Origin of the sequence: Mesorhizobium album, assembly GCF_033977205.1 — a bacterium.
Taxonomy (GTDB): Bacteria; Pseudomonadota; Alphaproteobacteria; order Rhizobiales; family Rhizobiaceae; genus Mesorhizobium; species Mesorhizobium album.
Genome location: NZ_JAVIIW010000037.1, coordinates 1 through 21,446, shown reverse-complemented (window position 1 = coordinate 21,446; position 21,446 = coordinate 1). Strand labels below are relative to the sequence as shown.

23 protein-coding genes and 1 pseudogene are annotated in these 21,446 nt (G+C 61.6%); 8 read left to right on the top strand and 16 right to left on the bottom strand.

Annotated elements, in window-relative coordinates; all coding sequences use genetic code 11:
* Positions 1 to 2: 2 nt before the first annotated feature.
* The 4 genes from lepB to RFN28_RS25465 form a co-directional block, all read right to left on the bottom strand.
* Positions 3 to 752 (bottom strand): signal peptidase I, encoded by a 750-nt coding sequence (gene lepB / locus RFN28_RS25480; RefSeq protein WP_320289941.1) that lies wholly within the window; start codon positions 750 to 752, stop codon positions 3 to 5.
* 79 nt (positions 753 to 831) lie between these two features.
* On the bottom strand, positions 832 to 1,245 hold the full coding sequence (acpS, locus tag RFN28_RS25475; RefSeq protein WP_320289940.1) for a holo-ACP synthase: 414 nt from the start codon (positions 1,243 to 1,245) through the stop codon (positions 832 to 834).
* Positions 1,242 to 1,826 carry a DUF2062 domain-containing protein gene (locus tag RFN28_RS25470; RefSeq protein WP_320289939.1) on the bottom strand — a complete coding sequence of 195 codons (585 nt, stop codon included), beginning with the start codon at positions 1,824 to 1,826 and terminating at the stop codon, positions 1,242 to 1,244. Before RFN28_RS25470 ends, acpS begins: the two co-directional genes overlap by 4 nt.
* Positions 1,827 to 2,332: 506 nt before the next feature.
* On the bottom strand, positions 2,333 to 2,572 hold the full coding sequence (locus tag RFN28_RS25465) for an IS66 family transposase (RefSeq protein ID WP_320289938.1): 240 nt from the start codon (positions 2,570 to 2,572) through the stop codon (positions 2,333 to 2,335).
* A 209-nt stretch (positions 2,573 to 2,781) separates the two neighbouring features.
* On the opposite strand from RFN28_RS25465, the pseudogene RFN28_RS25460 reads away from it, so the two are divergent.
* Positions 2,782 to 3,435 (top strand): annotated as a pseudogene (locus tag RFN28_RS25460) (IS21 family transposase); the annotation flags it as partial.
* 430 nt (positions 3,436 to 3,865) lie between these two features.
* On the opposite strand, the gene RFN28_RS25455 reads toward RFN28_RS25460, so the two are convergent.
* Entirely contained in the window at positions 3,866 to 4,168 is a 303-nt protein-coding gene (locus RFN28_RS25455) for a hypothetical protein (RefSeq protein WP_320289937.1), read from the bottom strand.
* A gap of 712 nt (positions 4,169 to 4,880) precedes the next feature.
* On the opposite strand from RFN28_RS25455, the gene RFN28_RS25450 reads away from it, so the two are divergent.
* Together RFN28_RS25450 and RFN28_RS25445 are read left to right on the top strand one after the other, a co-directional pair.
* Complete coding sequence (locus tag RFN28_RS25450; RefSeq protein ID WP_320289936.1) at positions 4,881 to 5,087, top strand: PIN domain-containing protein; 207 nt, start codon at positions 4,881 to 4,883, stop codon at positions 5,085 to 5,087.
* The gene (locus RFN28_RS25445) at positions 5,084 to 5,335 is read left to right on the top strand and encodes a toxin-antitoxin system HicB family antitoxin (RefSeq protein WP_320289935.1); all 252 of its coding nucleotides are present in this window, start codon (positions 5,084 to 5,086) and stop codon (positions 5,333 to 5,335) included. Before RFN28_RS25450 ends, RFN28_RS25445 begins: the two co-directional genes overlap by 4 nt.
* A 135-nt stretch (positions 5,336 to 5,470) precedes the next feature.
* Here the strand turns inward: RFN28_RS25445 and RFN28_RS25440 are convergent, their stop codons facing one another.
* Together RFN28_RS25440 and RFN28_RS25435 are read right to left on the bottom strand one after the other, a co-directional pair.
* The gene (locus tag RFN28_RS25440) at positions 5,471 to 5,770 is read right to left on the bottom strand and encodes a Y4oE-related protein (RefSeq protein WP_320289934.1); all 300 of its coding nucleotides are present in this window, start codon (positions 5,768 to 5,770) and stop codon (positions 5,471 to 5,473) included.
* The gene (locus RFN28_RS25435) at positions 5,767 to 6,507 is read right to left on the bottom strand and encodes a hypothetical protein (RefSeq protein ID WP_320289933.1); all 741 of its coding nucleotides are present in this window, start codon (positions 6,505 to 6,507) and stop codon (positions 5,767 to 5,769) included. Before RFN28_RS25435 ends, RFN28_RS25440 begins: the two co-directional genes overlap by 4 nt.
* Before the next feature lie 152 nt (positions 6,508 to 6,659).
* On the opposite strand from RFN28_RS25435, the gene RFN28_RS25430 reads away from it, so the two are divergent.
* A complete protein-coding gene (locus RFN28_RS25430; RefSeq protein ID WP_320289932.1) occupies positions 6,660 to 6,896 on the top strand; it encodes a transcriptional regulator in 237 nt (78 codons plus the stop codon).
* Between the two features lie 357 nt (positions 6,897 to 7,253).
* On the opposite strand, the gene RFN28_RS25425 is transcribed toward RFN28_RS25430, so the two are convergent.
* The 4 genes from RFN28_RS25425 to rpoZ all read right to left on the bottom strand — a co-directional run bounded on the left by RFN28_RS25425 (position 7,254) and on the right by rpoZ (position 11,162).
* Complete coding sequence (locus RFN28_RS25425; protein ID WP_320289931.1) at positions 7,254 to 7,634, bottom strand: VOC family protein; 381 nt, start codon at positions 7,632 to 7,634, stop codon at positions 7,254 to 7,256.
* 66 nt (positions 7,635 to 7,700) lie between these two features.
* On the bottom strand, positions 7,701 to 8,279 hold the full coding sequence (gene pyrE, locus RFN28_RS25420; protein ID WP_320289930.1) for an orotate phosphoribosyltransferase: 579 nt from the start codon (positions 8,277 to 8,279) through the stop codon (positions 7,701 to 7,703).
* 127 nt (positions 8,280 to 8,406) lie between these two features.
* Complete coding sequence (locus tag RFN28_RS25415; protein WP_320289929.1) at positions 8,407 to 10,635, bottom strand: RelA/SpoT family protein; 2,229 nt, start codon at positions 10,633 to 10,635, stop codon at positions 8,407 to 8,409.
* Between the two features lie 125 nt (positions 10,636 to 10,760).
* A complete protein-coding gene (rpoZ, locus tag RFN28_RS25410; RefSeq protein WP_320289928.1) occupies positions 10,761 to 11,162 on the bottom strand; it encodes a DNA-directed RNA polymerase subunit omega in 402 nt (133 codons plus the stop codon).
* 306 nt (positions 11,163 to 11,468) lie between these two features.
* Between rpoZ and RFN28_RS25405 the strand changes: the two genes are divergently transcribed.
* Together RFN28_RS25405 and RFN28_RS25400 are read left to right on the top strand one after the other, a co-directional pair.
* Entirely contained in the window at positions 11,469 to 12,050 is a 582-nt protein-coding gene (locus tag RFN28_RS25405) for a LabA-like NYN domain-containing protein (RefSeq protein WP_320289927.1), read from the top strand.
* Positions 12,047 to 12,718 carry a uracil-DNA glycosylase gene (locus RFN28_RS25400; protein ID WP_320289926.1) on the top strand — a complete coding sequence of 224 codons (672 nt, stop codon included), beginning with the start codon at positions 12,047 to 12,049 and terminating at the stop codon, positions 12,716 to 12,718. Before RFN28_RS25405 ends, RFN28_RS25400 begins: the two co-directional genes overlap by 4 nt.
* On the opposite strand, the gene RFN28_RS25395 is transcribed toward RFN28_RS25400, so the two are convergent.
* Genes RFN28_RS25395 through dapA form a run of 3 tightly spaced genes read right to left on the bottom strand, consistent with a single transcriptional unit; the run spans position 12,687 to position 14,873 of the window.
* The gene (locus tag RFN28_RS25395) at positions 12,687 to 13,448 is read right to left on the bottom strand and encodes a glycoside hydrolase family 25 protein (RefSeq protein ID WP_430678843.1); all 762 of its coding nucleotides are present in this window, start codon (positions 13,446 to 13,448) and stop codon (positions 12,687 to 12,689) included. The genes RFN28_RS25400 and RFN28_RS25395 overlap by 32 nt on opposite strands.
* A 38-nt stretch (positions 13,449 to 13,486) precedes the next feature.
* Complete coding sequence (smpB, locus tag RFN28_RS25390; protein ID WP_320289925.1) at positions 13,487 to 13,966, bottom strand: SsrA-binding protein SmpB; 480 nt, start codon at positions 13,964 to 13,966, stop codon at positions 13,487 to 13,489.
* A 25-nt stretch (positions 13,967 to 13,991) separates the two neighbouring features.
* The gene (gene dapA / locus RFN28_RS25385; RefSeq protein ID WP_320289924.1) at positions 13,992 to 14,873 is read right to left on the bottom strand and encodes a 4-hydroxy-tetrahydrodipicolinate synthase; all 882 of its coding nucleotides are present in this window, start codon (positions 14,871 to 14,873) and stop codon (positions 13,992 to 13,994) included.
* Between the two features lie 265 nt (positions 14,874 to 15,138).
* Here dapA and RFN28_RS25380 point away from each other — a divergent pair, with 265 nt between their 5' ends.
* On the top strand, positions 15,139 to 17,181 hold the full coding sequence (locus RFN28_RS25380) for a lytic transglycosylase domain-containing protein (RefSeq protein WP_320289923.1): 2,043 nt from the start codon (positions 15,139 to 15,141) through the stop codon (positions 17,179 to 17,181).
* Between the two features lie 278 nt (positions 17,182 to 17,459).
* Positions 17,460 to 18,356 (top strand): alpha/beta fold hydrolase, encoded by an 897-nt coding sequence (locus tag RFN28_RS25375; protein ID WP_320289922.1) that lies wholly within the window; start codon positions 17,460 to 17,462, stop codon positions 18,354 to 18,356.
* A 223-nt stretch (positions 18,357 to 18,579) separates the two neighbouring features.
* Here RFN28_RS25375 and RFN28_RS25370 read toward each other — a convergent pair whose 3' ends face one another.
* Positions 18,580 to 19,650, bottom strand: coding sequence for a tyrosine-type recombinase/integrase (locus tag RFN28_RS25370; protein ID WP_320289921.1), 1,071 nt, complete (start codon positions 19,648 to 19,650; stop codon positions 18,580 to 18,582).
* A gap of 239 nt (positions 19,651 to 19,889) precedes the next feature.
* The gene (locus tag RFN28_RS25365; protein WP_320289920.1) at positions 19,890 to 21,056 is read right to left on the bottom strand and encodes a porin; all 1,167 of its coding nucleotides are present in this window, start codon (positions 21,054 to 21,056) and stop codon (positions 19,890 to 19,892) included.
* Between the last annotated feature and the right edge of the window lie 390 nt (positions 21,057 to 21,446).

Genomic DNA, 21,446 nt, shown 5'->3' with positions numbered 1-21,446 from the left:
CCTTAGTGGACGAAATGGAACAGGCGCCCGACGCGCATCAGCGACGGCCACTTCCAGATTTCCAGCGGGCTTGCGCCGTCGCCGATCGAGAAGAAGATGACGTTGGCACGGCCGACAAGGTTCTCGGCCGGCACAAAACCGACGGTGAAGCGGCTGTCGGAGGAGTTGTCGCGATTGTCGCCCATCATGAAATAGTGGCCGGGCGGCACGTCGAACTCACGCGTGTTGTCGCCGATCGAATTGGGCGTCAGGTCGAGCGTGTCATAGGTGACGCCGTTGGGCAGCGTTTCGCGATATACGTCGACGGGACGGTCGACCTCGGTGATATCGGGATTGTCGATCTGACCGACCTTTTCGCGCGGCACGGCGGTGCCGTTGATGAAGAGCTGGCCGTCCTTGACCAGGATCTTGTCGCCGGGCAGGCCGACGACGCGCTTGATGTAGTCGACGGACGGATCCGGCGGGAACTTGAACACCACCACGTCGCCGCGCTTGGGCTCCGAGCCCCAGATGCGGCCTGAGAAAACATTGGGGCCGAAGGGCAGCGAATAGCGCGAATAGCCGTAGGACCATTTGGTGACGAAGAGATAGTCGCCTTCGAGCAGCGTCGGACGCATCGAGCCGGACGGGATGGAGAAGGGCTGGAACAGCAGCGTGCGGATCACGAGCGCGAGCAGCAGAGCCTGGATGATGACGGAGAAGGTTTCGCCAAGCCCGCCGGATTTCTTCTGCGATTTTTCAGCCACGCTCATGTCGTCCTCGATTGTGCTTGGTTGGTATAGAGTCTCGGCGCGCGCTGGGCAACGTCATGCCGCCCGTGGTCAGATGGAATCAATGTGGCGCTTGTTCGGCGGGCACTGCCTCGATGATCACAAAGGCTTGAGCAAGTGGAAAATCATCGGTGATGGTGAGGTGGATCAGCGCACGATGGCCGCTGGGCAGGATTTTCTCCAGCCTGGCGGCAGCACCGCCGGTGAGCACCATGGTCGGCGCGCCGCTCGGCAGGTTGACCACGCCCATGTCGCGCCAGAACACGCCTTGCGCCATCCCGGTGCCCAACGCCTTGGCGCAGGCCTCCTTGGCGGCGAAGCGCTTGGCGTAGGAAGCGGCGCGGGCCGCGCGGCCTTCCGACTTGGCTTGCTCGATCTCGGTATAGATGCGCTGGACGAAGCGCCGGCCGTGCCGTTCCAGCGACTTCTCGATGCGTCTGATGTCGATCAGGTCGCTGCCGATGCCGATGATCATTCCGCGGGCACTTCCCGTCCGCCCTGTCTCGCCTTCTCGGCCCTTTCGGCCATGCGCTTCTTCCGCTGCTCGCGGAAGGCAGTCATCCCCCAACGCGTGATGCCATAGAATACGAGGCCGAAGATCACGCCGAGGGGCACCGCGCCGATCAGCATCGGCTCCAGGACCGGATGCCAAAGCTTCGCGAAGGACAGCGTGTGCATCATTTCACCGAGATGCTCGGGCGGGCCATGCCTCGGCAGGTGATCATGCAAGATCAGTTTGCCGGTTTCCCAGGACGCGCCCCACAGCAGCGGAAAGGTTAGCGGATTTCCGAAGAACAGCGCACCAAGCGCTGCCGCCACAAGATTGCCGGCGATCACCCAGCACACCACGGCGGCTACAACGAAGTGGAAGCCCAGCGGGAAAAACGAGGCGAAAACACCTGCCGCGACACCGGCCGCCACCGAATGGGGCGTGGCTCTCAGCCGCAGGATGCGCTTGGAGAAATATTGGAACGAACGTGAAAAAGAGCGGCGCGGCCAAAGGTGAATGCGCACCCGTTCCAGGAGGCCGTCAGGCTCTCGGCGTCGAAAAAGCACTCTGTTTCAGTTCCCGGTCCAACACACGCTCCCCCGCCCCCCGGGTCGCGCCGACATATCTTGCGCTTCGAAGGCGCAGGAAGGCAACAAAACTTTCATATAGCGACAGCTTATATAGCGACGGCTCGGCCACGAAACAACAAACGCGCCAGCGATTGTCTGCCGCAGGCTGTAACAAGAGCGCCATTCTGGCGAAACTGAGGAAACGAACCGGGAAGCAAGGCCGATGATCATCCACTCACCCCTTTTCGAGCACGCTCGATCACGCTGCAATATATTGAAGTGTAACGATTTTTCGGCTTGTCGTGGAGCCGGATACCTATTTGGGGCCCGCCGGCGATGATAAACGCGCTCAATACGATAACAGGGGCAAAAGTGGTGGCGGTCAGGCAGCAGAGCGGCAGTTGACGATGTTTGGCAGGCATTGGATTTGTGGAGCATCGTCGATTGCGAGGCGGGCACCGAGATAGTCCCAAAAGGAGATGCCGAGCTTTTGGCAGGTTTTGCTAAGGCCGAGGAAGGCATCGCGACAGGAGCGCCCAGCCTGAGCGGGTACCGCCGGAGATCTTGCGCCTGATCGCCTGGCAGCGGATGTCATTCTCCGAGCCGTTGGTGTGAGGCGGGATCTCAGGCCGATCGAGAACGGTCAACAACTCGGCCTTGTTGGCATGCAGCCTGGCTAGCAGGAGATCAAGCATGGCAAAGCCGGTGCGGCGTTTGAAGAAGCGGTCGAAACGGGCCAGCAACTGGGTCTTGCGGCGGCGTGAGGGTTGGCTGCGCGGCGACAAACAAGGTGAGACCCAGCGTCAATCAGGATGAGACTCTGCGGTGGGGGTGTGACGTAGGGAGGGCGCAGCCCGACCGGAGTTGCACCCCCACCGCGGCGCAAATTTTCGGCGTCTCTGATCGCGGTCGGTCCGGTAGTTGGTGATTTTCTGGATGGAGAATCACCTTTGTGGCGGGTCGCCAGGTAACCGATCATAAGACGAGGCTTTTATGAAGTACCGACAAAATCACTCTGTCGAAGTCGCCGCCGCGAAGGCGTCGATCAGCCGAGCGACAGCCTACCGCATCGAGCACCATCCCCGACTTCCCTCGCAGAAGAAGCAGCCCCCGTGGGTGCCGTCGCCCGATCCGTTCGAGCATATCTTTGGCGCCGAAGTCGCTCCGCTTCTCGAGGCCGCTCCCGGGATCCGGGCGGTCGCGGTTTGTGACGAGATGCTGCGGCGGCATCCGGAGATTGTCCGAAGGCATTCGCCGCACGCTTGAGCGGCGCATCCAGTCATGGCGAGCCGAGGATTTTGCTGCCATCAGCAACCTCGGCGTGACGATCGCCGATCAGCCGCTCGATCATCTGCTCTATCACTTCCGGCTCGTCTGGTCGGGCTTCGAGCACACCCATGTCATCCTTGGCGGCGAGAGCTTCGTCGCTCTGGCGGAAGGCCTGCAGAACGCGCTGTGGTCGGTCGGCGGCGCGCCGCTCTATCATCGCAGCGACAGCCTATCGGCCGCCTTCCGCAACCTCGATGCCGATGCCAAGGCCGATCTCACGCACCGCTACGAGGAACCGTGCACCCATTACCGGATGACCGCGACCCGCAACCGCCGCGCAGCGCCGCTGGCGGCAATGGCCACGCCTTCACCTATCCGGCATGGGTGCTTCCTATATCCTGATGTTGACGGCTTTCCTGGTGGACAATGGACAGTTTCTACCGGGGTGGCGGGAGCTTCCCCACACTGCCCTGTGGTTTGAGCCAAGCGTGCTCGGGCTGCCGTTTTTGATCGATGTGCTGTTCAGGCATCTGCTGGTCGTTGATTACGACCAACTCCGCTGGCGACAGAACCCAAATTGAGGCAATACCCATCTCCGTCTTTGCATGACGATCACTATCGCCCAAGGCCAGACGTCAACCAATCGCCGGCGGAACGCACATTTTCAGATTGTGAACGGGGAACCCCCATTTCGGCCCGTAGTCTCCGTGGCGATTCCACAATTTTTACGGCTGAGTTGTCCGACGGCAGAGTGCACAGATATCTATCTATTGTGTTGACTTCTGTTTCTTCTCCATCTCGAAATACTCATCAATTGCACGGTCGTACTCTGCGCGATCTTCTCGGCTCATATTCCTGTATCCGTCTTCATTTACAATAATGCCGGTCTTTTTATAAGCGTAGACAAGGTGTTGAGGAATACATGCGGCCAACATAGTCCTCTTTATTGTCGACTCTATTGCTTCTTCGCTCAGCCCGATGGAAACATACGTATTATCACCAAAGAAGACTTTGTAATCTCGACTGGATTCCCGGAAAAGCTTATTTATGAAAGCTTTCTTTTCCCGCAAAATTTTCTCCACTGCAGAATTCAACCTTATTTTTCGACACATCTTTTCCTCCTATCAAACTGGGTTCCCGACCGGAATCTTTCGCGACGTTCAGGTCCATGTCTGAAATTGGGGATAGAGACACACGGGCCGGCCGGCGGGCGGCGCGCCGGCTTAAGCGGCCCCGCCACCATGTGAGTCGATCCATTCAAGCTGGTCCCGGGCCGAATTTGTCGAGTGTCTCGTGCATAGTCGCTCTTGGTCTTCTCCTTGAGGCTCTGCGTTGCGAACTTATGGTCAAGCAGGGCGAGCAGGTCCAATCCCCACCGCCCTCACCCTCCCCTTCCGATGCGGCCTTCTGAGAACCATGACCTTTGTTGTCGTTAGCCGCCTGCGATTCCTCGAAATGCTGTCGCGCAACCTGCCGGCCGAGCAGGCGGGCAATGGATAGGAAAGCTCGTTCTGCTATGTCCCGTTCCGACATGTCGGCGCCGCCGCCAACATTTGCCTTGTCACTCCCAGCTTCGGCGTCGTCCACCATGGCTTGCCTGTTCTTCGGTGAAGATCAGGAGCATTGAGCGGCGAGATGATCAGCAAGGCAAGTTCAGCTGCCGCGCGGTCGTAGTGTGGCGTGCAAATACTTGCGCAATGCGGTCCGGAGGTTTTGCCATTCCGAGCACTTGGAGGTCTCCGGTCTATCGGTTGAGGACGTGAACGCGCTTCCGTCGCGGCCGTGGCCGAGCCGGTTCGCCTTCTCTTTCTCTGGCGACCCGCCGTTCGCGACCCGGATGACGACATTTTGCTCGAAGCGGCGGTGAACGGACAGGCTGATGCTATAGTGACGTTCAATCTGCGCGACTTCGGCAACGCGGCACAGCGCTTCGGAATCGCGATCGTCCCGCCGGGAGAAGCACTGAAACGATTGGAGGCAAAGACATGAGGAGAAGCAATTTCGCGTGGCGGCTGCAGCCCTCGCTTCTGGACGAGGCCCGTAAGGTGGCGGAAAGCGAAGGCGTGCCAGTCAACCAGCTTATCAACGTGGCCGTTGCCGAAAAGCTCTCGGCGCTGCGGACGGAAAGCTACTTTGAGGAACGAGCTTCCCGCGCGGACATCCCCAAGGCGCTCACAATCCTGAAGAAAGCCGGCAAAGGCAAAGCGCCGGTCAAGGGTGATGAGCTTCCGGAATAGGACGACAAGGAATAGCGCCGTCCTGCTCATTTCGGCACCTGGTCTGTTTCCCAAACCTGCGCCGAGCCCGCGGTGCCCTGTCAGGGACGCCCGCGGCGGCGAAGCGGAACAGGGCCCAACTCTGCATGGTGGCAATCAATGAAAGGAACGCTGGCGAGCCTTTGCCATCATGCGTTCAGGTTCGGACTCCGACGAGCCCGCTGGAAGACAATCAAACACTTGAAACGAGAAGCGATATTTCGGCATCGCCTCGCAATTCGCCGCCAGGGCGCCCCAGGCGATCGCTGTTACTGCCAAATCGCTCCACAACGCTCTTGCCGCGTCGGCAATTTCGATAACGGACCACTCGCCAAGTAACGCGGCACTATCTGCAGTCTCCAGGTGACAACGAGAATCGTCGATTATAATAGGCGATCCACCGGCTGGCTTTTTCATGCTGGGCCTCCATCCGCCTCGGTCCAGACGCGCAAGCTTCTACCTTCCCGTTTTCGAGCCGGTTTCGATTGGAGCATCTCGCTTGCAAGCATCTGTTCAGGAAAGAGCCGCTGGCCGATGCGGATGACATCATCGAGTGCCGAGCGGATCTGCGGACAGGGAAACTCATCGCTGCCTTCCGAAAGATCTCCTTCCCTCAGCACGGCATCAAGCTTGGCTGCCACACCGGCAAGGGAAGCAGCGGGGGTTTCGGACAACATCTCAAGCAGGTCTTCCGCCCGGTCGGCTGCCTCGCGTTCTGCGCGCAATGTCGCCGAGTAGCCGATTTCCTTATCGAGAGCATCCCAGCGTGCCTGATGTGCCGCAAAATCGGTTTCAGCCTTGGCACTCATTGCCACGTCTTCAGGATTAAGATCGAGTACATCGCGAAGCGCGCGAAGGGAATACAACGTCACGCTCTCGCCGTCGCGCAACAGGATGGTCGCACATGGAAACCCAACGGTTTCGGCCAGTTTCCGCTCTAGGCGCTGCTGCTGACGGCACAGTCGTTCGGTCTCTTCGTGGGCAGCCTGCCATTTGCGCCACACCGCCACTGCAGAATCGGTCGACCGGTCCTTCTCTAAATCGTTGCGGGCAACCGCCGTTGACTGCCATGCCGCCATTGCAATTGCCGTTCCGGCAAGTACCCTCCTGCGGGTGACGAGAGGCAAAGTCGTGATATTGTCGGAATCACCCATGATCCGAGCTCCCAATAGCTAGGGTTGTGGTCAGGCTGCTGGGGTGGTCGTAACACCATTAGCAGCCGCTTTTAGCCAGCCTGTAATCGTATCAAGGATACGATAATTCGACATAAAGCCCGGATCAACAAAAATCGTATCAATGTTACGAAATGAATGTAATTCAATGTAAGATGGCGCGTGTGGCGCTCGGTTGGGGAACCAGAGACTTGGCTCGTAACGCAGGTGTGTCACCAGATACCATTGCCCGTTTTGAGAGGGGCGAAGAACTCAAAACGTCAACCATTGCGACGATTCGAGCCACGTTCGAGGCGGCTGGAATCGAGTTTATTCCAGAAAATGGAGGTGGACCTGGCGTCCGGCTTTCCCGTCGCCAGGATGGCAAATGATGCCTAGCAGTAGTTGCTGCTCCTTGTCCCATGGAACAGATTTGCTGTGAGTGGTATTGGCCGCGAAAGCAGATAGGCTCTTGTCGGGACAGAACTGGCAGAACGCCGCCATTATCCATAAGCTGCCCCTCGTCTCCCCAAAGTGCTGCAGTGCTCAACGACAACCTCCGAGCGCGACGTAAGACCCTATCACCAAGGAAGCAGCCACAAACCCCAAGTAGCGGCACCAATCTTTCAACGTTTTCAATTTTCCATAGAAATATCAAACGCTTATGCGAACGGCAAGAGTTTGCTGCACAATCTCCATTCGACAGGCGTTGCGCTATGCGGCTTGGTCTGAATTGACCGAAAAGAAGGCTATGCCAGATACTCGCTGACCTCGACCAGATTGCCGTCAGGATCGCGGAAATAGACCGACATCATCGGGCCGCGGGCGCCGGTGCGCTCGACAGGACCGACTTCGGTCGCCACGCCATTGGCATCGAGGCTGGCGCGGATATCGGCAAGAGGCACCGCCGCGACGAGGCAGAAATCGCCGGAGCCCGGCATCGGCGCCTTGGCCTTGGGCTCGAAGGGGCGGCCGACCTCGTGCAGATTGATCTTCTGCGATCCAAACAGAAGCGCGGTCGGCCGGTTCGGTTCGTCCAACCGGCGCATTCCGAGGACACGCTGATAAAAGTCGCAGGTCGCGTCGACCGAGCGGACCGTCAGCACGAAATGATCGATGCCGGCGATCATTTTTGCTTCTCCGTTTTGCATGTCGTTATCCCAAAACCGTTGCGCAGTTCTGGGCGACATGCATCCTCAAATGTTCCGGCTGCCGGGCTTGACGGCCGGGATGGCGGCAAGCTCCGGCGGCAGGCGGTCGGGCGGATAGGCCGGCACCTCATATTCGGCCAGCGCGATTAGCGGCACACCGACGTCGGTCTTGCCGGCAGAGCGGTCGATGATGCAGGCGGCCGCCAGAACCTCGGCGCCGAGCTCGCGCATGCATTCTATTGTCTCGCGGATCGACAGGCCGGTCGTGACGATGTCCTCGACGATGACGACGCGCGACCCTTTGGCGATCTCGAAGCGGCGCAGCCTGAACTCGCCACCTTCCCGCTCGACCCAGATCGCCGGTACGCCGAGATGCCGCGAGGTCTCGTAGGCCGGGATCAAGCCGCCGACCGCCGGGCCGACGACATAGTCGATCCTGCCCGCCACATCTTCCCGGATCTTCTCGGCCAACGCCTTGCACAGGCGCTCGGTCTTGTCGGCATGCATGAAGACCCGCGCCTTCTGCAGGAAGACCGGGCTGCGCAGCCCCGACGTCAGGATGAAATGCCCCTCCAGGACCGCGCCGGCCTCGCGGAAAATGCCCAGCACTTCGTCGGTGTTCATCTCGTTCCCCAGTCTATTTTTCGAACCATCATCCCGCAAACCGGTTCCCACTTTGCGGGATCATGGCCTTGTTTCCTTTAGACCATGATCTTGTCCGCAAACCGGTTCCCACTTTGCGGGACCATGGTCAACCGTTCACACGTCGCGCATCGCTGACGCTTGAATTGTCCTTGAGCTGCGACAACAGCCGGTTGAGATGCTTGAGGTCCCAGACTTCGAGATCGATCAGCATCTCGGTGAAATCGGGCGCGGTGCGCACCATCGACAGCGTGTGGATGTTGGCGTCATTCTGGGCGACGACCTGGGCGATGTCGGCCAGCGATCCCGGTGCATTGATGGCGGTGACCGAGATGCGCGCCGGGAAGCGCTCCTTGGTGCGCTCGTCGATATCCCAGCGCACGTCGATCCAGCGCTCGGGCTGATCATCGAAGGCCTGCAGCGCCGGCGACTGGATCGGATAGATGGTGATGCCGGTTCCCGGCTGAATGATGCCGACTATGCGGTCGCCGGGCACCGCCCCTTCCGGCGCGAAGCGCACCGGCAGGTCGCCGCGCACGCCGCGGATGGGCACGGCGCCGTCGCGCTGCTGATCCTTGCCCTTGCGCGCGGCGCGGCCGGGCATCTGGAACAGCATGCCGGCGGCATTGCGGATCTTCGACCAGCCCTCCTCGCGCTGCTTGGGCGCCGCGACCGTGACGCGCTCGTCCTTGTAGTCGGGGAAGACAGCCTTCATGACGTCGGTGGAGGCAAGCTCGCCGCGTCCGACGGAGGCCAGAACATCCTCGATGTCCTTGCGCGCCAGCCGGTGCAGCACCGGCTTTAGGCTCTCCTTGGCAAAACTTTTTCCGGCGCGCTCGAAGGCGCGTTCGAGGATGCGGGCGCCGAGCCCCGAATATTGCTTGCGGATTGCGTTCTTGGTGGCGCGGCGGATGGCGGCGCGCGCCTTGCCGGTGACGACGACCGATTCCCAGGCGGCGGGCGGCACCTGTGCCTTCGAGCGGATGATCTCGACCTCGTCGCCATTCTTCAATTCCGTTATCAGCGGCATGATGCGGCCGTTGACCTTGGCGCCGACGCAGGTGTCGCCGACATCGGTATGGACGGCGTAGGCGAAGTCGATGGGCGTGGCGCCGCGCGGCAGCGCGATCAGCATGCCCTTGGGCGTGAAGCAGAACACCTGGTCCTGGAACAGCTCCAGCTTGGTGTTTTCCAGGAAATCCTCAGGGTTGTCGCCTTCGGCCAGCTGCTCGATGGTGCGACGCAGCCAGGCATAGGCATTGGTCTCCTTGGAGATCGTGTGCGCAGCGCCATTCACCTTGCCGCCCGTGTCCTTGTAGATCGAGTGCGCGGCGACGCCGTATTCGGCGATCTTGTTCATCTCGCGGGTGCGGATCTGCAACTCCACGCGCTGGCGCGACGGACCGACGATGGTGGTGTGGATCGAACGGTAGTCGTTCTGCTTCGGCGTCGAGATGTAATCCTTGAAGCGGCCGGGCACCATCGACCAGGTGGTGTGGATTGCGCCGAGCGCGCGATAGCAATCCTCGACCGTGTCGACGACAACGCGGAAACCGAAGATGTCGGAGAGCTGCTCGAAGGAGAGCGCCTTGGCCTCCATCTTGCGGAATACGGACCACGGCTTCTTCTGTCGGCTTTTGACGCTGGCCTTGATGGCATGTTTTTCGAACAGGCCCGACAGGGCCTTCTCGATCTCGTCCAGCACGCCCTTGTTGCGCTCGAAGATCTCGGCCAGCCGCGCGGTGACGGCGCGATAGGCTTCCGGATTGATGTAGCGGAAGGCGATCTCTTCCAGCTCCTCGCGCATGCCTTGCATACCCATGCGGCCGGCGAGCGGCGCATAGATGTCCATCGTCTCCTCGGCGATGCGCAGGCGCTTGGACTCGGGCATGTGGTCGAGCGTGCGCATGTTGTGCAGGCGGTCTGCAAGCTTGACCAGAAGAACGCGAATATCCTCGGAGATCGCGAGCAGCAGCTTGCGCAGATTCTCGGCCTGCTCGGCCTTCTTGGAGACGAGATCGAGCTTCTTCAGCTTGGTCAGGCCCTCGACCAGCTTGCCCATCTCGGGGCCGAACAGCTCATCGATCTCGGCCCTGGTCGCGGTCGTGTCCTCGATCGTGTCGTGCAGCAGGGCGACGGCGATGGTCGCCTCGTCCATATGCATCTCGGTGAGGATGGCCGCCACTTCCAGCGGATGCGAGAAATAGGGATCGCCCGAGGCGCGCTTCTGGTGGCCATGCTTCTGCATGGCATAGACGTAGGCCTTGTTGAGCAGCGCCTCGTTGACGTCAGGCTTGTAGCGCTGCACGCGCTCGACAAGCTCATACTGACGCATCATGGGCGGAATCTCGCGGTGATGAAATGATTGATGCGCCGCACTGGCGTGCGACGCATCCCATAGATAGCCACGAAACTGACGATACGGAAGTCCTGGATGCTTGATCCAGGCCCGTGTCTAAGAGCTTAGTAGTCGTCGCTCTTTTCCGGGGGAACCAGACCTTCGATGCCGGCGAGCAGGTCTTCCTCGCTCATGCGGTCGAAGGCGATGTTCTCCTCGGCATCGTCCGTATCCGCAGCGGCGGTGGCGGCGCCGGTCTGATCGGCGATCGCCTCGCCGTCGGCCTCCGGCTCGTCGACCTCGACATGCTTCTGCAGCGAGTGGATCAGGTCCTCCTTGAGGTCGTCGGGAGACAGCGTCTCATCGGCGATCTCGCGCAGCGCAATGACCGGATTCTTGTCATTGTCGCGAGGAACGGTGATCTGCGCGCCCTGGCTGATCTGGCGGGCGCGGTGGCCGGCGAGCAGCACGAGCTCGAAACGGTTGTCGACCTTGTCGATACAATCTTCAACGGTTACGCGGGCCATGGACTGCCCCTTTCATGCGTGGATTTGATGGAAAACAGGCGGGCTCCATAACCCGGACGCCACAGAAATACAAGCTTTATGGCGGCAGCGACCGAAGCACGGACCTTTGCCCGGCTCAATGTCCGGACATCGCCCTGACCTGCCGCTCACATAGTGCCGATCACAATTGCTTGCAATACGCACCTGCGCCCTTGGATATCCACAAATCTGGCGTTATCTCGAACGAGGCGGCAAAAGGGACCATTACCCAGCCTGCCCGTCACGTCCATTTAGACGACAGACATTTTCGAAAAGGGATATTTTTCAATGTTCGATCCCCGTGAAAAGATCGCTCTTTTCATCGACGGTGCCAACCTCTACGCCACCTCGCGGGCGCTTGGCTTCGACATCGACTACCGCAAGCTTCTCGCCAGCTTCCAGAAGCGCGGCTACCTGCTCAGGGCCTACTATTACACCGCGCTGGTGGAGGATCAGGAATATTCCTCGATCCGGCCGCTGATCGACTGGCTGGACTACAATGGCTTCAAGGTGGTGACCAAGCCCGCCAAGGAATTCACCGACTCGACCGGCCGGCGCAAGATCAAGGGCAACATGGACATCGAGCTCACCGTCGACGCGCTGGAGCTTGCCGATGTCGTCGATCACTATGTCATCTTCTCCGGCGACGGCGACTTCCGCACCCTGGTCGAGGCATTGCAGCGGCGCGGCCGCAAGGTTTCGATCGTCTCGACCATGGCCTCGCAGCCGCCGATGATCTCCGACGATCTGCGCCGCCAGGCCGACCACTTCATCGATCTGATGACGCTGAAGAACGAGGTCGGCCGCGACCCGTCGGAGCGGCCGATACGCAGGCCGGAGCCGGCTGAAGCCGACGAGGACGATTATTGAGAGCGACGGCCTTGAGCGCCGCGCCCTCCCCCGAGCCTGACCGCGACTGTCCGCTCTGTCCGCGGCTGCACGACTTCATTGCAGCGTGGCGCCAGCGCGAGCCGGGCTGGTTCAATGCGCCGGTGCCGACCTTCCTGCCGCCGGACGGCGAGGAGTCGGTCAAGCTTCTGATTGTCGGGCTGGCACCCGGCCTGCGCGGTGCCAACCGCACCGGGCGTCCCTTCACCGGCGACTATGCCGGCGACCTGCTCTACGGCACGCTGATTGCCGAAGGCCTGGCGCGCGGGGAATTCAAGGCAAGGCCGGATGACGGGCTGGAACTGATCGGCACGGCGATCACCAATGCGGTGCGCTGCGTGCCGCCGGAGAACAAACCGATCGGCGCCGAGATCGCCACCTGCCGCACCTTCCTCAAGCCGACCATCGCGCGCTTTACCAATCTGCGCGCCATCCTGACGTTGGGCTCGATCGCGCATCAGTCGACGGTGCGGGCGCTGGGAGGACGTGTTGCCGCGCTTCCGTTCCGCCATGGCGGACGGCAGGAGGCCGGCGGCATCACGCTGTTCTCCAGCTATCACTGCTCGCGCTACAACACCAATACCGGCGTGCTGACGGAAGAAATGTTCGTCAATGTCTTCAAGGAGATTGCGGCGTTCCTGAAGAGCTAGGCGTTCCTGAAGAGCTAGCTTCAGGTGCCGGCGCAAACAACTGCGTGAGCCTCGCCGGTCCGCCCTTCAGCACGTTCAGATCGACATCGCCGTCGATGCCGTCGACGCGGCCTTTGTCGAGATATTGCCAATAGACCCAATCGTCCCCCTGCGGCGGCATCGCCACTGCGCGCAGCCAGCGCTGGCGAACCGCGATATGAGCAGAATAGGTCGGCGCCGCCTCGTCGGTGATGTAGATGATGGCTGGCTTGCCATAGGCGGCCTCGACCGGGCCCAGGAATGCAACGAGTTCCGCGTTCAGTTCGGCGGGCGAAGGCCGGCGCGGGCAATTGCCGTGGAATTCGATATCGACGACCGGCGGCAAAAGTGGCTCGCCGCGCGGCACGGTCGAGAGGAAGTTCTTCGCCTGGTCGGCGCCCGGGCGACAGAAGGTGAAGAAGTGATAGGCGCCGACCGCAAGGCCCGCCGCGCGGGCCTGGCGCAAATTCTCGGCAAAGGTATCATCGACATAGTCGCCGCCCTCGGTCGCCTTGATGATGGCGAAGGCGACATCGTCGGCTGCCACGCGCCGCCAGTCGATCTTGCCCTGGTGGTGTGAAACGTCGATGCCTCTCAGGGGGAATTGGGTGCGATCCGGCGGGAAAGCGCGAGGCCGGAAAACGCTCTCTACCCAGACGGCAAGCGCCAGGAAGACAAAAGCCAGGGCCACGACGATCAAGCGGTTCCTCAAGCCCTGACCCCCTGCTCGCCTTGCCCGGATATTGCGTTTTACCCGCGCTCCTTAAGCAGCCGCCCCTTCTCGCGCGACCAGTCGCGCTGCTTCTCGGTTTCGCGCTTGTCGTGCAGCTTCTTGCCGCGGGCGATCGCCAGCAGCAGCTTGGCGCGGCCGCGATCGTTGAAATAGATTTTCAGCGGCACCAGCGTCATGCCTTCGCGCTCGACGCTTTGCGCAAGCTTGGCCATCTCGCGCTTGCTGACGAGCAGCTTGCGGCGCCGGCGCGGCTCATGGTTGAAGCGGTTGGCCTGGAGATATTCCGGCAAATAGGAATTGATCAGCCAGATCTCGCCGTCCTCGGCCGAGGCGTAACTGTCCTGGATGTTGGCCTGGCCCTGGCGCAGCGATTTGACCTCGGTGCCGGTCAGCACCAGGCCGGTCTCGATCGTGTCGAGCACCTCGTAGGAAAAGCGCGCCTTGCGGTTTTCGGCGACCGTCTTGTTGTTGGGGTCGGCTTTCTTGACTTGATTCATAATGCGGAGAGGTGGCGCCTCATCCCTAGTTAATCAAGCCGGCATGCTTCATGGCCGCATCGATCTTCTCGGCGGTCGAGGCTTCGACCGTCACCAGCGGCGAGCGGACCACGTTCTCGACCTTGCCCAGCTTCGAGAGCGCGTATTTGGCGCCGGACACGCCGGGCTCCATGAAGATCGCCTTGTGCAGCGGCAACAGCCGGTCCTGCAACTCGAGCGCCTTGGCGCTGTCGCCGGAGAGGGTCGCCTCCTGGAATTCCGAGCACAGGCGCGGCGCGACATTCGAGGTCACCGAAATGCAGCCGACGCCGCCATGCGCGTTGAAGCCGAGCGCCGAGGCATCCTCGCCGGAAAGCTGGATGAAATCCTTGCCGCAGGTCATGCGCTGCTCGGAGACGCGCTCGACCTTGCCGGTCGCATCCTTGACGCCGATGATGTTCTTGAAGTCATGGGCGAGCCTGCCCATCGTCTCGGGCGTCATGTCGATCACCGAGCGCGGCGGGATGTTGTAGATGATGATCGGCAGCCTGGTCGCCCGGGCGACGGCGGCAAAGTGCTCGTAAAGGCCGCGCTGCGTCGGCTTGTTGTAATAAGGCGTCACGACAAGTGCTGCATCAGCGCCGGCCTTTTCGGCATATTGCACCAGGCCGACGGCTTCCTCGGTGTTGTTGGAGCCGGCGCCGGCCACCACCGGAACCCGGCCGTTGGCCACCTCGATGCAGACCTTCACGACATGGCGGTGCTCGTCATGCGACAGCGTCGGCGACTCGCCGGTGGTGCCGACCGGGACGAGACCCTTGGTGCCCTCGGCGATCTGCCATTCGACAAAAGCGCGAAAGGCTTTCTCGTCGAAACGCCCGCTCTTTTCGAACGGTGTGACGAGCGCGGTCAGCGAGCCTCTCAGCATATGTCCAAACTCCTTGGGACTTTGTTGGCTTATGCATGTCGTTGCCCCAAAGCGGGCTGCATGCATTGCGCGCCTTCTAACCGAAAGCGAAGCCGCGCACCATAGTCTCGACATGGTTCAGCGGCAAGCATCGCGATAATGCCAGCAAGCGCAATTCGCACGGCCTCGATAACCTTTTGTTTACGAGCCTTTCACGACCTTAAGTTTGGCGTCGGGACCAAGCTTTGTGGGTCCGCGCCGGCTGAAGATGTGGTAGGGTGGAAAGATGCCGACCAGGGGGACTCACCTCTTCGCGCTTTTCAGCGCTGTCGTCGCGCTGATGCCGGGGATGGCGATCGGCGGCAGCGTCGATGTGGGCGCGACGGCGGCCATCCCCGCGCCCGGCGCGCCGCAGGCTCCGGACCAGGCGCAGCCCTCCCAGCCGCCGGCCGGCATCACGCAATTGAAGAGCGGGCTCGACGCGCTCGCCGCCAACAACATCGCCGGCGCGCGCACCGCGCGCGACTCGCTGCCCGCCATCTCGCTCGACCGGCACATCCTGGCCTGGGCGATCGCGCTCTATGGCGGCGACCAGGTGCCGAGCGGCGAGATCGCCGATGCGGCCAAGATGCTGCCCGGATGGCCGGGCACGGTCGCGCTGCGCAAGAACAGCGAGCGCGCGCTCTATCGCGAGAACCCGCCGCCGCAAGTGGTGGTGCAGGCCTTCGGCCGCAGCCAGCCGCTGACGCCGGAGGGCGTGATCATCCTCACCCGCTCGCAGGTCGCGCTCGGCAACCAGGCGGCTGCGCGCGCGGTGCTGGTGCCGTTCTGGCGCACAGAGAAGCTGGAAGAGAAGGACGAGACGGCCATCATCAAGGAGTTCGGCGCGCTGCTTCCGGCGGCCGACCATCGCTACCGCATGGAGCGCATGTTCTATGCCGAGCGGCCGGCCTCGGCGCTGCGCGTCGCCGGCCTTGCCGGTGCGCAGCAACTGGCGGACGCCTGGGCGGGAGCCGACAAAGGCGACAAGAACACGGCGAAGCTGCTCAAGGCCGTGCCTACCGCGCAGCGTTCGGCCGGCTATTTCTTCGCCGAGGCCGAATATCTGCGCAAACAGCAGAAATTCGCCGAGGCCGCGGCGGTGGTGATGAAGGCGCCGACCGACCGCGACGCGCTGGTCGACCCCGACGCCTGGTGGGTGGAACGCCGTGTTCTATCGCGCGAGCTGGTCGACCAGGGCGACATGAAGACCGCCTACAAGATCGCTTCCATGCATGCGGCCGAAAGCCCGGCCAGCGCCGCCGAGGCCGAGTTCCATGCCGGCTGGTATGCGCTGCGGGGTCTCAACGACCCGGCGGCCGCCGCCACGCATTTTTCGCGTATCGCCAGCCTCGCGCAGGGGCCGGTGTCGCTGTCGCGCGCCTATTACTGGCTCGGCCGCGCCGCGGAAGTCGGCGGTCCAGGCAGCGCCAAGGATTACTTCACCCGCGCGGCCGCCTATGGCACCACCTTCTATGGGCAGCTCGCCGGCGAGCGCGTCGGCTTCAGGACCCTCAACATCGCCTATCCGAATCCGAGCGACGCCGACCGCCAGAGCTTCGAAGCCAGGGAGGCCGTCAACGCCATCAAGCGGCTGCAGGAAGCAGGTTACGACCGCTATGCCGAGACGCTCTACCGCGACCTCGCTGGACAGTTGACCAGCCCGGGCGAGTTGGCGCTGCTTGCGGTGCTCGCCGAAAAGCAGGGCAACCATTTCATGGCGCTGAAGGTTGGCAAGATCGCCGCCCAGCGCGGCATCGATGTCGGCGCGCTGTCGCATCCGCTGGGCGTCATCCCCGATTCGGCCAACATCTCCGGCTCCGGCAAGGCGCTGGCCTATGCGATTGCCCGCCAGGAGAGCGAATTCAATATCGGCGCGATTTCCAGCGCCGGCGCGCGTGGCCTGCTGCAACTGATGCCGGGCACCGCCAAGCAACTGGCGAAGAAGGCCGGCATGATTTTCTCGGCGGCGCGGCTCACCACCGATGCCGGCTATAACGCGACGCTAGGCTCGGCCTTCCTCGGCGAGCAGCTCGACCGCTTCAGCGGCTCCTATGTGTTGACCTTCGCCGGCTACAATGCCGGCCCCAACCGCGCCGCCCAATGGGTGGCGAAATACGGCGATCCGCGCGGCAAGGACGTGGATGCGGTGGTCGACTGGATCGAGCGGATTCCCTACACGGAAACAAGAAGTTACGTGCAGCGCGTGATGGAGAATTACGAGGTCTACAAGATGCGTATTTCAGGCAAGTACGACATCGTGGGCGATCTCGTGAACGGGAGGGGTTGAGGCGTTCTTCCCTTCTCCCCTTGTGGGAGAAGGTGGCCTTGTGGGAGAAGGTGGCCGCGAAGCGGCCGGATGGGGGGCGTTCCAGCTTGGCAATGCCCTTTTCCAGCCAGGATATATGGCGACAGATCGCCGACGCCGCATTCTTTCCAACACCCCTTATCCGTCTCGGCGCTGCGCGCCGATCCACCTTCTCCAGGGGGGAGAAGGGAGGGCCCTGCATTTGACGCCCCCTGCCCTCGCCTGTAGCTGTCGGGCAATCAGCGAGGAGCAGCATTGCGATGCCAAACGACGAAGGTTTTTCCGACTTCTTCTATGCCGCGCCCGACGGCCCCAAGCTCCATGCACGGATCTACGGCGAGACAATCACCGGTGCCTGGCCGGTCGTTTGCCTGCCCGGCCTCACCCGCAATGCCCGCGACTTCCATGAGCTCGCGCTCTACCTTTCCAGCAACGCGAAGACGCCGCGCAAGATCGTGGCCTTCGACTATCGCGGGCGCGGGCAATCCGGTTACGATCCCGACATCGGCCACTACAATGTCGGCGTCGAAGCGGGCGATGTGCTCGCTGGCTTGTCTGAGTTGGGCATCGAAGAGGCTGCCTTCATCGGGACGTCGCGCGGCGGGCTGATCATCCATGTGCTCGGCGCGCTGAAGCCGTCGGTGCTGCAGGCCATCGTCCTCAACGACATCGGCCCCGTGATCGAGGCGGAAGGCCTTGCCCATATCCGCTCCTATCTCGAACGCAACCCGAAGCCGAAGACATTTGCCGAGGCGGTCGAAGCGCAACGGCGCGTGCACGGCGCCGGCTTTCCCGCGCTTGCCGATGCCGACTGGGCGCGCATGGTGAGAGCGATCTGCCGCGAGACGGAGTCCGGGTGGGTGCCGGATTTCGATCCGGCCCTGGTCGACACGGTGGCCAGCGTCGACGTCACCAAGCCGCTGCCGGATCTGTGGCCGCAATTCGACGCTCTTGCCGCCGTGTCGCTTCTCGCCATTCGCGGCGGCAATTCGAAGCTTTTCTCCACCGCGACGCTTGAGGAGATGGGAAGGCGTCATCCCGGCATGGAGACGATCACGATCGAAGGCCAGGGACACGCCCCCTTCCTCGAAACCGGCGGGGTGCCGGAAGAGATCGCAGCGTTCATTGACCGAACGGAGCGGGTTCAGCAAAAGTAAAGCCGAAGAACAGAAGCGGATCTTGCGACGCTGCGGCAGTATTGGCACCGGCGAGCAAGCGCATGCCTCCCCTTCTCCCCTTGTGGGAGAAGGTGGATCGGCGCGCGGCGCCGAGACGGATGAGGGGTGTTCCAGCGGAATGAGACGTGGGTGTTCCCTGGAACACCCCGCGCCTTCGGCGACACCTTTTCCCCCCAAGGGGAGAAGGTGTGCCAGCGCTACTTCACTTGGAACTCTTGCCGACCGCCTTGACAGCGGCCGCTTCGCTCTTTGGCTTGCGCGTCGATTTCGACGGCGACGGCGTGGTCAACGGCGACGCAAACACCGAAGTCTCCGCCTGGCGCGTCGCCTCATCGGCGCGCGGCTTTTCCAGCACGACGACGCAGCCGTCGAGGTCGTTGGTGGCGAGATGGGCGTAGCGCATGGTCATCGCCAGCGTCTGGTGGCCGAGCCACATCTGCACGCGCCTTATGTCGATGCCGCCCTGGACAAGGCGCGAGGCGCAGGTGTGGCGCAGGATGTGCGGCACCACCTGCTCGTCGGCGCCGAGACCAACTTCGGTCTTCGCCTCGTTCCAGATGGCGCGATACTGCGCCTGGGTCAGCATGGCGAACGGGCCTTTCGGCCGGCGGCCTTCGGTGGTCGGCGGCAGCTTGATCACCTCCTTGACCCGCTCGGTCATCGGAATGGTGCGGCTGCGGCCGGACTTGGTGATCCAGAAGGAGACGCGGTGGTCCTGGATGTCGTTCCAGATCAGGCCGAGCGCCTCGCCGAGGCGGCAGCCGGTATCGACCAGGAAAACGGAGAGCCGGTAAGCGTCCTCGCTGCGACTCTTGATGGCGGCAAACAGCCTTGCCTCTTCGTCCCTTTCGAGGAAACGAATCCGTCCCGCCCGCTCCTTCTGGCGGCGGAATTCGGGCAGGCTGTGGATATCTCCCATCTTATGAGCCTTGCGCAGCAGCTTGCTGAGGGCAGCCATCTTGCGATTGATGGTTGCGTTGCTGTTCCCGCGCTGGCGCAAGGTACCGATAAGATTGTCCAGGGTGTTCTGGTCAAAGGTGCTGAAACGCTCTCCCAGAAGGATCTCGTCTATTTCACCGATGAAAGAGCTGACATTGTATTTATGCCGCCCATCATCCCAGAGTATATCCCGGTATGCTGCAAAGAGTTCCCCGATCCTGCACGATTTTACTTCCCGGATCTTGTTGTAGGTGTACCTAAACTTCGAATTCTGAGAAGAAAAAACCGCAAAATGACCAGAGGAGCCCCCCTCTTGAATCGCTTCGTTCGACATTTTTAGCCACACCCCCGAGTGGAAAGGCGACACCTAACCGCTTGGGAGCGTCCTTTCAAGAGTTTTAAGTCTGACAAATCAATTTCATCCCGCCAGGAGCGGATCCCACGAAACAGTTCGCAGACTTCAGCTACCAGTACCCCCTTCTCCTTTTTCGCTCGCCCTTACCCAGTCACGAAAACAAAACGGCCCGGACATTAAAGCGCCCGGGCCGGATTTCATCTGTAGCAGTCCAGCCCTTAGAACGAGCGCTGGAAGCGGAGGAGGCCGCCGACGCTGTTCTTCTTGTCGGCATTGGTCCAGTTCACGTTGGTGAAGCTGGCCGGATCGTTGAAGTGACCATAGTGGTCGTAGTCAACTTCGGCCGTGACCGTGAAGCCGGGAACGATGTCGTAGGCGATGTTCGCAGCCACGCCATAGTTCTTGTCGTCGTCACCCGACACCTGGAGGTTGAACGAGGTCTTCTCGTTAAACTTGTAGGTACCGCCGGCCCACCAAGCCCAGTTGCCGCCCCACTGCTTGTAGAAGCCGCGACCGCGAGCAGGAATTGGGTTGGTCGGATCGTTGAGGTTGTCGTCCGAACCGTAGCCGAACATGGCGAACAGCGAGATTGCGTCGTTGACGTTCACGTCCACGCGAACCTTGCCGGCCACTTCCTCGTAGTTGCTGTCGTAAGCCACGACGCCGGTGATGGCGCCCCAGCCCTGTGTCCACTTCACGCCGCCGACGACATGCGGAACGTAGCTGTCGATGGTGCCCTTCTGGCCCGAGCCTTCTTCGAGCGACACTACAGCCGAGAAACCGTTGCCAGCGTCGAAGTAGTACTGCACGACGTTGGTGTCGAAATCGCCGTAGGGGACGATCGTATCCTGGATGACGTTGCCGGCGTAGCCGATGAACGTGTTGAAGGCCGATTCGTCCTTACCGACGCGGAGACCACCGAGCTGGATCCAGGCGAAGTTCAGCGAAACGCCCTTAAAGCCGGCACCTTCGTGGGTAAAGTTAGTGGCGGCGTAGGCGTTGCGGTTACCGAAGTTGAAGCGGGTCTCGGTGTAGGTCTTCAACGTGCCGAGCTCGGTTTCCTGGCCGGTCCAGGTCTTCAGCGTAAAGCGGGCCTGCTTGTAGTAAGTGCTCCGCTCTTTCACGGGCACATCCATATGATCGAACGCCTTCGCACCGTCGAACGAGCCGACATCGCCAATGCCGATGTCATAGCGGACATAGCCGCCGATGCGCAGGCAGGTTTCGGTGCCGGGGATGTAGAAGTAGCCCGAGCCGTACACGTCGCAGATCTTGACGTATTCAGCCGGTTCCGGCTCGGCGACGGTCACCGCGTCGGCGGCGCGAGCACCGGAAACTGCGATCAGGGCCGCAGCTGAGCCGAGAAGAAGGCTCTTGATGTTCATTTTCTGACCTCCAGTCAGAATCGGACGCAAGAGCCGAACCTGCGACAAGCATTCTTGCGGCAATGAATTGATGTTGCTCTACTTTTTCGGAAAATAGTGCGGCTTTGGGGAGCCCCGACAGAGCAATGCGAATGTCACAGCACGCATTTGTGGGGGCGAAAAAGCGTTGCGAAAGATGCGTTGCAAGTGGTGATCGCGGACCTTGGAGATTGGCCGAAGCATTTCTCCCTTCGTCATCCTGGGGCGGAGCAAGAAGCGAAGCGACGCGCGCAGACCCTGGGATCCTGTGTGTTGGTTTCGGTGTATGGTTTGAAGTGGGAAGGAGACCGAGTGGATCCTGGTCGTCCTTTCGGACAGGCCGTGGCATGGCCCGGTCCCTTCCCACCGGTG